Here is a 10,879-nt window from a genome sequence, read left to right as displayed (position 1 = left end):
AATCAACGAACAGCTTGCCAACTTGCAAATTCGGCGAGTTAATGTGACAACACCGCAAAGAGCCATATTCCGAACCTTCCGCACCGCTTGACAAGTGAAAAGGCAATGGGCAGCCCGGAAATCGACACCCGACAGACACTGGCTTTAAAGCGTGAACCGAAGGACAATGGCGAAGGTTAAAATGGCCAGCTCGCTCTGAGTACGGAGGCCGTGAGAGGCCAGACTTTAGGCGAGCTCTTGCCGCCAAGTCGACCCGGACCGGCCCGGTGATGGCAACCAGTCCTATTTCGTGATCTGGGACTGCGATATTCTTGCAATGACGAGTGGTGCTTGGGATTCGGCTCAGCTAGACTGTGAGAAGGAGAATTAGCATGTTGCATGTTCAAAATACATCTCAAGCTGTCTGCATGCGGGACCTTTTCGGGGCGATGAACCGCTTCGAGATCAAGCATGCGCCTGAAGGTCTCTATCTCGACGGTAATATCTCGTTGCTCTCCGAAGGCAAGCGTGTGTCAGTTGTCGGCAGTCGCAAACCAAGCTTGGAAGGACAAGCGCGTACCCGCGCTGTGACGCGCGCTCTGGTCGAGCAAGGAATAATTGTGGTCAGCGGTTTGGCCGACGGGATAGACACTGTCGCTCATGAAACCGCAATCGAGCTGGGAGGTAGCACAATTGCCGTGCTTGGCACTCCGCTGACCGAAGCTTATCCCAAAAGCAACGGTGCGCTTTTGGATCGCATCAAGGCCGAGCATCTGGCTGTATCCCAGTTTGCCGAAGGCACGCCCGCGCGCCGCACCAATTTTCCGCAGCGCAATCGCACAATGGCGCTCATTTCCGACGCGACGATTATTATCGAGGCGAGCGAGAAAAGCGGTACGCGTCATCAGGGCTGGGAAGCGCTGCGTTTGGGGCGCATGGTGTTTCTGCTACAGAGCATCGTGGAAAATTCCGCGCTTAGCTGGCCGCAGGAGATGATTGGCTATGGCGCGCAAATCCTGCGCCGAGAAGACCTCCCCGCCGTACTAGAAGACATTCCTAATTTCACAGCAGCGAACATCAGTGCCTTCTGAATTTACTTACGGTACTTTCGCCAACTATTCGCCACGCGGTACGTCTGAACCCTCAAAGCGGTCGCGGATAATCACCGCTGCCATCAAGGCTGGACGTGTTTCTCAGGTCGAACAGATGATCCCACGCCTAGCGGAGCCGGCCGCCGCGATTCTAGAGCCGTTTCTCAATCCGAACGTCATACTGGTGCCAGTACCGCGAAGCGCACCGATTAAGGAAGATGCACTTTGGCCTTCTAGAGTAGTCACAGACATTCTGTGCGCCGCAGGGTACGGCGCGGGCGTTGAAGCTTTGATCACACGCATCTCACCGGTTCGGAAATCTGCCTTTTCAGCTGTGGGGGAGCGACCTTTGGTTCATACGCACAAGGAGAGCTTTCGCGTGCGGTCGGATCTTTTGCCGCCTGGCCAGATCACTCTGGTCGATGACGTTCTGACCAAAGGTGCAACGACTGCCGCCTGCGCGGAACTTCTCCAAGAAGAATATCCAAACGCTACTATTCGCATATTCGCCGTGATGCGGACCCGTGGATTTGTAGATGATATCGAGACCGTTTTCGACCCGTGCGTCGGCAGGATCGTCAGCCATGCATCAGGAAATCCGTATCGCGAACCATGAGTGCGGCTGTCGCATGTTTGACTAACCATTCAGAAGGACAACTTGAGGACAATCTTCGTTGTTGTTGCAAAAGTCAAAACGAAACGAAAGGAGGCGTCGGCGTTGATACCATCTGAGCCGGGATGATATGCCACAGATGACTCCGATAATCTCAAATTTCCTTCTCGACTTTGCCCTTTTTGCAACCGGCCGCGGTTTGCTGAGCTCGGGCTTAATGACATAACGGACAGGCATTGCATTAAGCCCATTACTCCGGCCACTCCGGATCCGCCGACGTTGTAGCCGAGATTGACTAGGTATCTTTCATGTGAGCCATAGAGAATTTAGGAAAAACTATTTCCTAACAATAGCTTATATGTGGATAACCTCCACTTGAAGGCTGATTTTAGAATCAACTTAGGCTACCTTCCATGAAAATAGATTGGAGTAGTCACATGGCCAAATACCTTAACATTGAAGTAATCGCCGCTCGGTTTCTGCGCTCTCCCCGTACGATCCGCGATTGGATCAATCATGGCTGCAAAACCCCAGACGGTAAGATCCGGCTGCAGGCGGCGAAGCTGGGGAAGAGCTGGGTCGTCAAGAATGAATGGCTGGAGTTCTTTGAGTTCCAGATCAAGCCACGCCCGCGCGTAGAGGAGCTTGATCTCAATGAATAAGCGCGTGACAGTTGCGGCGTCGCCGGAGACTTATCAGGCCATTGCGGATCGCTTGAACGTCTCCTGGACCAAGGGAAGTCCTGAGGCCCGGAAAGGGGCTCGGATTGCGCGTCGCCTTATCTGGATGTGCCGTCAGGCAAACTGGACTCCTGAGACGACCGTGGCCTCGCCTCAGGAGGTGTCAAAGTTTTTCGACGCGAACAAGCCCGCCACGTTCGGGGTGACAGTCGGCACATATGGGGTCTACCGGTCAGAAATCCTATCCGTGCTTCGGGCCGACCCGGTGCGGAAGGGGCGGTACATCTTACAGATGAAGGGTATCTACCGCGATGTCCACGACCGGACTGTTCGCTCTGGTGTGCCCCAAGAATTTCGGTGGCGCTGTTCGCCTCTGCTCTGGTATCTGCATGACCATGATGTGGCACCGTCCGATATCAATACCGATACACTGACGGCCTACTATCAGTTCTGCTGCAATATAGAACAGCTTGGGGAAGAGCGCGCCCGCCGGCGCGCACAAGATGCCGGCAAGTATATTTCGCTGATGTCGGAGCATGGGGACTTCGCGGAGTTTGGGTTTTTGCCTGTCGAGATTGCATTACCCAATAGGTCGATCAAATACGATGTCCCAAAAGGCATTTCGGATGCCCTCGTGACGGAATTCGACAAGCGCGTGGTCCCATGGGCGCGGGGAGAGGTTTCCAATCAGGGCGAGACGTGGGGTGAGTACATCGCCCGGCTCGATACGGCTGAAACCTCGGCCCCCACCTCAGACAAGAAACGAGCTTGGAAGGCCAGTGAGAAATATCAGGGTCAGATGGCGCAAGGAGAGCAGATCTCCCGTGGGCCCGCGCAAGGGTTTCTGCCTGAAAGCCGGAGATGGAAGCTGGCGACGGTCAAGAGCCGCCGTGACCTCTCCGCGACCTGTGCGAAGGTCATGTACGAGGCGGGCAAGTTCCACATCGAGACGATCGAGGAGTTGACGGATCCCGAAATTGTCGAAGCCATAGCAAAAGGCCTGCACGCTCGTAGGCCTAAGAAAAACCCCGAGTCCTCTTACACGAGCGGTATCCTCACATTCGTTACGACCATGGCGAAAGATTTCGTGCAGTGTCCCCCAGACGATCTGGAGAAGATCAAGAAGATAAAGGAAAAATACGGAAAGAAACACGAAGGTATCGCTCCTAAAAACAAGGAAACTCTTAGAAAATTCACAGATGCACGTATTCAGGCATTGATCGATATGCCTGACAGGGTCACGGCGGATGTGAACAAGGAGGTGGTGCGCCGTCGCGAAGCTTATCGGCAGGAGCATGGGGTTCTCCCTCTTCCCGTTGACGTATTCAACCAGTCCTTGATCAAGCAGGTCATGCTGGCGCTTTCAGCGCACATCATGCTGTCACGGGCCCCACGGCGCTCGGATCTGGCAGGTCTGCGTCTGGAGTGGATTCGGTGGCGAGAAGGACACGCGACTGTGGAAATCCCGCCGACATTCGTCAAGTCACGGAAGAAGCAGGATCCCCCCCTGATCATTCCCCTTGATCCAAGAGCGAGCAAGCTTCTTGACCAGTATCTGAAAAGTCTGAGGGCCAAGATGCTTCATGCAGACGATGCCCGGAACCCCTTCCTCTTTCCTTCTCCCCCTCATACCGGAAAGCAAAGGATCGGTGGTTTCTATGTCGGTTTGCCGGATCGCCTGGTGGATGAGGTCCATGAACGCGTTGGGGTGCGCATCAATCCGCATCTCTGGCGCCATCTGATCGGCTGGATATGGCTAAAGGAGGATCCTGATAAACTTCCAGCCGTACAAAAGCTGCTCGGGCACAAGAGCATTGAGACAACAATTAAGTATTACGCAGACATCGACGAGTCCGTCGTTTTAACGAAATGGCTGGAGTTTTTGGATGGCAAGAAAACATAAACTGGACCCAGAAACTGCGCGGCTTTGGGAGCGGCTTACCGAGCGCAACCCGGGATATCCGGCGCCCCGCAAAGTATCTATCCTCACGGCCTATCGAGGTTACCGAGACGCATTTGGTAGCCGTCTTGCGAGTGACGCCGAATGCAAGAAATACCTGGATCAACTCTTTCAGGAGAAAGGTGCCAAGCGGGGATATGCTGTGGCGATGCATCTGCGCGATGCCGTTAGGGTTCTCTGGGGCGATGACGTTGGAGCACAGATCACCCGTCATGTCCGGGACATTCAACCCCGGGTCAAGGTGATACTGAAATCTGAATGGGACGTCGTCCGTGGGGCGGCGGAACATTTGCCAGTCGCCTGGCGCGCGCCTTTCCTCGATTTCGCGTCGCGCTGTGAAACCGATCCACCTGACGACGTTCTGAGTCCTTTCACGCTTGAGAGCATGGCAGAAGCCCTGGTGGCCTTCGCCCGCTTCCGGGAGGGCGACATCGCGAGCCCCCTCACAGGGGCAGAGCTGACCCAGTATGCCACGCACCTTGACGATGCAGGGGTTTGGGTCTCTGGGGTGCTCTCGGCCCTCACCAAGGTCTACATGTGCTATACGCACATCCTGTCACCGGGATTTTGCTCGAAAGCCTGCCAGACTGTCCTAAGAGACCTGAAAGGGCGTGCGCAAACAGCGGGCCCCTGCAGGAAAACGCCCGCGCAGATCGTCCCGGCGAGTCTGGTCTATCGGACAGGGCTCAATATGATCGCCGAGGCTCAGACGGGAGCCAGTCATAATATTCAGGCAGCGACCCTTTATAGGAATGGTCTTCTGCTGACGATCGCAGCGGCGATTCCCCTGCGGTGTCGTGCCTTGGCGAGCCTGGACCTCGCCACAAGCTTTCGTCTGGAAGAGCGGCCCGGTATCCGGATAGACATCGCAGGTCATTTCCTCAAGCTGCGGCAGAACCGCAAGAGCTATGAACGCTATGTAAGGTACGTTTCCAGCGATGTCCTGTGGGATGCTGTGCAAGTTTGGGCGCAGGGGTACCGTCCGATATTCGATGATGGGACAGCTATGTTTCCAAGTGTTCGGGTTCGGGGTGAGGCCCTGGTTTCCGGCGCCCTGAGTCAGGTCTTCGGGGATACGACAGAGGTGCGGTTCGGGCCTCGGGTTCCGATCCATCGCATTCGCGACTGCGTCGCGACCGAATGTATCGAAGAGATTGAACAAGGGGCCGGGTGGGCCCCCCATCTTCTGGGTCACAAGTCTCAGAAGATAACGACCGGGTTTTATGACCACTCGACCGGCGTTGCCGTCAGCCGTGAATTTGGGCGGCTTGTCGCAGCGCGTCGTTCCGATCCAGAAGATCTGCTCCTGTGAGCTAAAAACGCTTCCGAGCACCGCCGCAACTGTCTGTAAACGTTAGTATATGTAAGAATGGTTAAGAACGGTAATAAACCAACCGACCGAGTTAGTCCGTGACCGTTCTTAACTATTTCCGCATCTGATCATATCTGCCCTTAACCGCCCCGGATCCGAGCCGATTTCCCTTAACCATCTCATTTTTCGCAAGCGGGTCAACCGGGCCGGTCCGCCGCGGCGAGGGTAAGTCGGCTTAAGATATCATTGCCTAGGGGGTCTCATAGCTGTTCAACATTGAACTGGCCCTCATTTCGACCGGACACCGTGGTTTGACCAAGGAGGCTTAAGGATAGCCTTAAGCACGTGATTATGTCTGAGATAGAAATCATCACTGATGGTGGTCTCCGTCGACGCGGGTCCGCGTCCGGGAACTTGAGCGCCAGCTGGGACGTAAGACGCTGGAGATGGAGATTCTGAACGAAGCGTTGGATAAGTCCCGGTCAAAAAACCGACCCTGCTTGCGCAGTCGCTCAAACCGGGCGGTTCCTGATGAAGGCGGTGGCGCAAACGTTAGTGTATCCCGTTCGAACCTGCATGAACGACAGAGCGGAAGCACAGAGCCGCGTCGGAGCTATTATAAATCTCAAGACGCGGTGCCTCGTATCGAGCGTCTGGTGCCAGAGCGCCCAACCTATGGCTACCGCCGGATCACCGCTGTGCTGAACCGGGAGCTCAGGGCAGAAAGTCTTGCCCCGGCAAACCACAAGCGCATCTATCGCATTATGAAGGCCAATAACCTGCTGCTGGAGCGATCCGGCTTCGACCGACCCGAACGCGGCCATGATGGCAAGGTCGTCATGATGCGGTCGAACCTGCGCTGGTGCTCTGATGGGCTGGAGTTCACCTGCTGGAATGGCGACGTTATTCGCACGGCGTTCTTGCTTGATGCTCATGATCGCGAGTTCATCAAGGTCCAAACTGAAACCGCTTAAGTGTTCGGTGAAACGGGGGCTGGTCCAAACATATTGCAGCCCACTGCGAGATCTCTCGGGGGGGGAATCTTGGCAAGATCATGAGCCTGAGGATACGAGAATGCCCAATGCGGATCCTCCGGTGTCATCTCGATCACTTTTCCGCATTTCCTGTAAATTCGCAAAGACCAGGACCGCCAAGCCGGCTTCGTTAATCTGTTCTTTCCAACTTGTCCAACTCCGCAGACTTGCGAACGCAACGGCCGGGTCCCCGGCTCGATAGTTACTCTTATAGGCGGCATTTATGGCACCCTGTAGTGATTTGACGGACCCATGTGCCCCCTCACCCAATCATTTCTTGCAGCGATGTAAGGCAAATTGCCATTTGCGAAAAATGGAATAAGATTTCAATTATTTTAAATAAGACTAAATAAAGTGGGGTTTGCCCGTTGCGAAAAATTATAGACGTCTTTTTTGCAATATATAACAATGCTTTAATGGGTTGTGGTGCGGCCTGATTCGCCCTTAAACGCAAGTAAGGTTCTGCCATGTATGAGAGGCGATCAGGATGATCCAAAATTATGTCAAACGTTGGGACATTTCGAGAATTCCATCCGTTGGAAGAATGGACTGTATTGAATTTATTAGAGGCGCAAACTTTAGGCAATTCATCGCCTTAGAGCTAAGAAAACAGACGGGAGGGATGACTGCCATAGGGAATGAAAAGAAGGGACACTTATGATGCGTATATTCGACTGTTTTCGATATAATAAGGTTCTTTTCAGGATCGATGTTGCCGACTTAGATTCCCTGCCCAATGCACCAGGGGTATATATTATCTCTGAGGGAACGTCCCTTTACTGCGGCAAGGGGTTAAACCTTCGGACGAGAGGTCCACAAAGCATTGAAAGGAATGAATTTGGCGAGAGAGTCTTTTTCTTACCTATAGGCTCATCTTGCCTTTCGGACATCCCAATTAAAAAGAAGGTTAAAGCACTTGAGGATCTCTGCATTTCCGCACTGCATACGATAATTTGGAGCAATGGTCTGCCATTTGACCTTACGAATGATAGGGGTGTTAAGATTCTCCCTTATTCGGCGTGGACTACGGACATCGCTAAAGACTGCGCACTGTGTATCGCCATCGCGCAGACGGTTCTCTATTCGCTTGGCCTGCCACGGTTCATGATTGAGCTGCCTTTCCGCCAAGTGGCATTGTCTGGGATTGGGACCACGATTGCTGCTGAGAATAGGTCTCGCTGGTCAGAAATTTTCGCCACAGAACAAGAAGCGCGGAAGGAACCCGATCATCCGAGAAGCCCAATGTTTGTATTGCACCCAAAGCTAGGCAAAAAAGTAACGGGTTGAGCTTTCGAGCTGCAATATACCGATCGCTAAGGGCGGAAGACCCAAAAGGATTTGGAGGAACTTTTTACTGGGTCGCTTTTCCTTAGGCGAAGTGCGGCATAGAGGAAAGATGGACCTGCGATGGAGAGCGAATTTGCGGGTCTGTGGAGAGAAGTAACACTTGAAGCAAACTTGCTCGAGGCCCATGCTCAGGAAGAGATCGAGCTGCTCCATGGGATCATTGGCGACCAGCAAGATGAAATTCAGAGGCTGAAGACTGAGGTTGAGAGGTTATCAGGCCCTCGGCGATGAGTGATGCGGTTTCAAAAAGTCATTAAACGGATCAAATGTTGAAGTGCCCGTCCTCGGGCGGCCCATCCTTTGACAAAAATTTATTATATTGAGATAGTAGAAATTAGGCGGGCTGACTTAGATGTCGCCGTCATGTCAACCAGAAGAAATTCTGGTCTCGTAAACCACGGTAATGGACGTCTTTTGCTGGCTCATGTCGACCCTGCTGCGTTAAAGAGACGCATTTGGGGGCAGGGGGCTGCCGTCTATGCCGCGATAGGAAATAGCCTCATGACTGCTTTTAATCGTCATCTTGCGAGCTGAGTTGTTGGTCGGCACTCTTATCTTCCGTGGACTGAAGGGCCTTTAGGCGCCACACCCGTGCTGCATCGACGAACCGCCTGATAAGTTCATCGTCAATCTCTGTTGCTTTATATGATCGATGATATGCGCGCCTCGCCACCAGAAGCGCAGCGACGCAAATACTTACGCCGATGATCGCAAAAGCAGCCTGATCAGAGTCGTTGAGAGGGGCGGAGCAGAAATGGCCAGCCAAGAGAGCGGGGAAGTCAAACATCACTCAGCCCGGCTGAAACCCGATCAGTTGCGATGTCTTGTTGGACTTCCGGTAGTGTGAGCCCCAGAGTACTGAGACATGATGCATTCTGTTGAGACAGTCTCCTCAGATCGGATGGCCTCGCGCGCTCGCCGAGCTGATACCAACGTGTTGCAGTGCGCGCCCATCTTCCCTCTGAACACATACCACAGAGCCGCGAGCTATTAATAAGATGACCTTCTAAAGTTGGGTGACCTGTTTGAATTCCAATGAGAATTGCGCCGCCAAAATCAGGATCTCGGATAGGGTGCCACGGTGAAAGAAACGGCGCCTGAGCCAGGTCGAATGGCTCGGGGCCACGCATGCCCAGACGGAGAGACCGCAAGGTCATCCGCGTCATGAGCGTGATTGTCAGTTGCTCTTTGCACCGAAGCCAATCCAGCCAAGCCAAACACGGGTATCCTCCGATTTCTACAGAGGGGAAACTGGAAGGCAGAGCGTCAACTGCTACGAGCACTGCAGGTGGGATCGATCCGACAAGGACGTGAGAGGTACTGTCTGCATCCCGAACCACATTCGGTTTGATTTGCGTTGCTGAGTCGAGGATATTGAGATCATCTTCGTTCGGGTCCATTCAACTCTCCCAGACGCAATTTTTGATGAAATTTCCGCTCTCTGACCGATGGAATTCACTGCAGTACCCGACGCTCACATTGCGCAGGTCTGTTTGCCCGACGGTGCCGCGTAGCCGCCGATGCGAATGACCGTAGAACCAGGCGGCGGGGGCAAACTTCTCAATTAAGTTGGTCATGTCGGAATGAAACGCTGGTGTAAGACCATCGACAGGGCCCGCAGTGGAAAGATGTGGCCCGTGATGCGTCGCGATTACAGTGTGCCCTGCATCCCCTGCGGGGTGCGGCCTCATCAAATGTTCTTCGAGCCACGCTTTATGGTCGCTATGAATAGTCACCGTATCTGACGGTTCGATCAGCGGCATATAGGATTGTAACCGTGACCCGGAACCGGGGGGTGCGGGACGATCTTTTCGGATCCGCTCGTAGTCTCGCATTGTACGATGCGCGATATTCATTGCTCTGTCTTGGTCGCCAAGGAGATCGAAGTTTGTCCACAGGGTGCAGCACAGAAACCGAGTGTTCCCGTGGCACAACTCCTGCCTCTGGGCCCACTGTGCGCCGGCAGATTGAGCTTGTTGAGCGAGCAAATTGTCGTCTTCGAGCATGCCGCCGAAATAGTCGTGATTTCCTGGAAATATGTAAATCTTGTCGGGCGCGATGTGTGGCGCCAGCTGACCTAAGGCAGCACTCCATCTGGCAACGGGGCCATCACTAAGATCTCCCGCAATAATCAGCGCATCGAGGTCGTCGTTAATGAAACTTTCAAACCCAAGCGCGGTGATCACATCACGACCGGGGCTCATGTAGCTGTCGATATGCAAATCTGATAAAACTGCGATCCGGCCGGTCCGGTAGGGTATTTTGTAAGTCATTCCGTCGCCCTTCACGCATCTAAGAATCGCCACTATTTAGAAAGGAATTGAAAGAGTACGTCAACCTAACCTTTTGGTTATAAAAGGTTTTTGCGAAAAACGGGCTTTGAGGAAAATCCTCCATCATACAGGATCGGCGGGAGCGGAATTTTAAACGTTTGGAAAGCCAAAGTAGTTTTGTTTTTCGCAAACCAGCCTCATCACCCCCGTTGAATTGGGGGCCACGGATTCAATGGGTTCGGTGGAGTTACTACCAGGTATCTAATCTCAAATACTTTGAAGTAACTTCTGGTAACTTTTTCTGGGAGCTTGCCAAGGAGCGCGATTACAAGGACCTTGAAGTATGACCTACCACCTGATCATGATCCACATCCACTTTCTAATACTTGACTAATCAACCAGTATATTCGGGAATATATCCTTTTAAGCTGATTACTGTTGGTCCGAGAGGTCGCGAGGGAAATACATGATTCAAGCGATTGCACTAGCAGCCATACAAGATGTGATTTCTCGGAAGCACCCCGACAGATCAATTCGGTGTTGTCACATTAACTCGCCGAATTTGCAAGTTGGCAAGCTGTTCGTTGATC

At 53.2% G+C, this 10,879-nt stretch carries 7 protein-coding genes and 1 pseudogene; 7 read left to right on the top strand and 1 reads right to left on the bottom strand.

The window, feature by feature from the left end:
• The first annotated feature begins 407 nt into the window (after positions 1-407).
• The 7 genes and pseudogenes from WNY61_RS20110 to WNY61_RS20080 all read left to right on the top strand — a co-directional run bounded on the left by WNY61_RS20110 (position 408) and on the right by WNY61_RS20080 (position 7,956).
• Entirely contained in the window at positions 408-1,070 is a 663-nt protein-coding gene (locus tag WNY61_RS20110) for a DNA-processing protein DprA (protein WP_342853220.1), read from the top strand.
• Entirely contained in the window at positions 1,060-1,686 is a 627-nt protein-coding gene (locus WNY61_RS20105; RefSeq protein WP_342853218.1) for a hypothetical protein, read from the top strand. The genes WNY61_RS20110 and WNY61_RS20105 overlap by 11 nt, the downstream gene beginning before the upstream one ends.
• Before the next feature lie 434 nt (positions 1,687-2,120).
• Positions 2,121-2,345 carry a DNA-binding protein gene (locus WNY61_RS20100; RefSeq protein ID WP_342853217.1) on the top strand — a complete coding sequence of 75 codons (225 nt, stop codon included), beginning with the start codon at positions 2,121-2,123 and terminating at the stop codon, positions 2,343-2,345.
• Positions 2,338-4,266 carry a site-specific integrase gene (locus WNY61_RS20095; protein ID WP_342853216.1) on the top strand — a complete coding sequence of 643 codons (1,929 nt, stop codon included), beginning with the start codon at positions 2,338-2,340 and terminating at the stop codon, positions 4,264-4,266. Before WNY61_RS20100 ends, WNY61_RS20095 begins: the two co-directional genes overlap by 8 nt.
• Positions 4,250-5,635: a hypothetical protein gene (locus tag WNY61_RS20090; RefSeq protein ID WP_342853215.1), complete on the top strand. Its 1,386-nt coding sequence runs from the start codon at positions 4,250-4,252 to the stop codon at positions 5,633-5,635. The genes WNY61_RS20095 and WNY61_RS20090 overlap by 17 nt, the downstream gene beginning before the upstream one ends.
• Before the next feature lie 351 nt (positions 5,636-5,986).
• Positions 5,987-6,585 (top strand): annotated as a pseudogene (locus tag WNY61_RS20085) (IS3 family transposase); the annotation flags it as partial.
• A 744-nt stretch (positions 6,586-7,329) separates the two neighbouring features.
• The gene (locus WNY61_RS20080; RefSeq protein ID WP_342853214.1) at positions 7,330-7,956 is read left to right on the top strand and encodes a hypothetical protein; all 627 of its coding nucleotides are present in this window, start codon (positions 7,330-7,332) and stop codon (positions 7,954-7,956) included.
• A 1,460-nt stretch (positions 7,957-9,416) separates the two neighbouring features.
• On the opposite strand, the gene WNY61_RS20075 is transcribed toward WNY61_RS20080, so the two are convergent.
• The gene (locus tag WNY61_RS20075; protein WP_342853213.1) at positions 9,417-10,289 is read right to left on the bottom strand and encodes a metallophosphoesterase; all 873 of its coding nucleotides are present in this window, start codon (positions 10,287-10,289) and stop codon (positions 9,417-9,419) included.
• Positions 10,290-10,879: the final 590 nt, after the last annotated feature.

The organism is Sulfitobacter sp. AS92, assembly GCF_038900015.1.
Classification (GTDB): Bacteria; Pseudomonadota; Alphaproteobacteria; order Rhodobacterales; family Rhodobacteraceae; genus Sulfitobacter.
The sequence above is the reverse complement of the archived record's forward strand: the minus strand, read 5'-3'. Positions and strand labels throughout refer to the sequence as shown.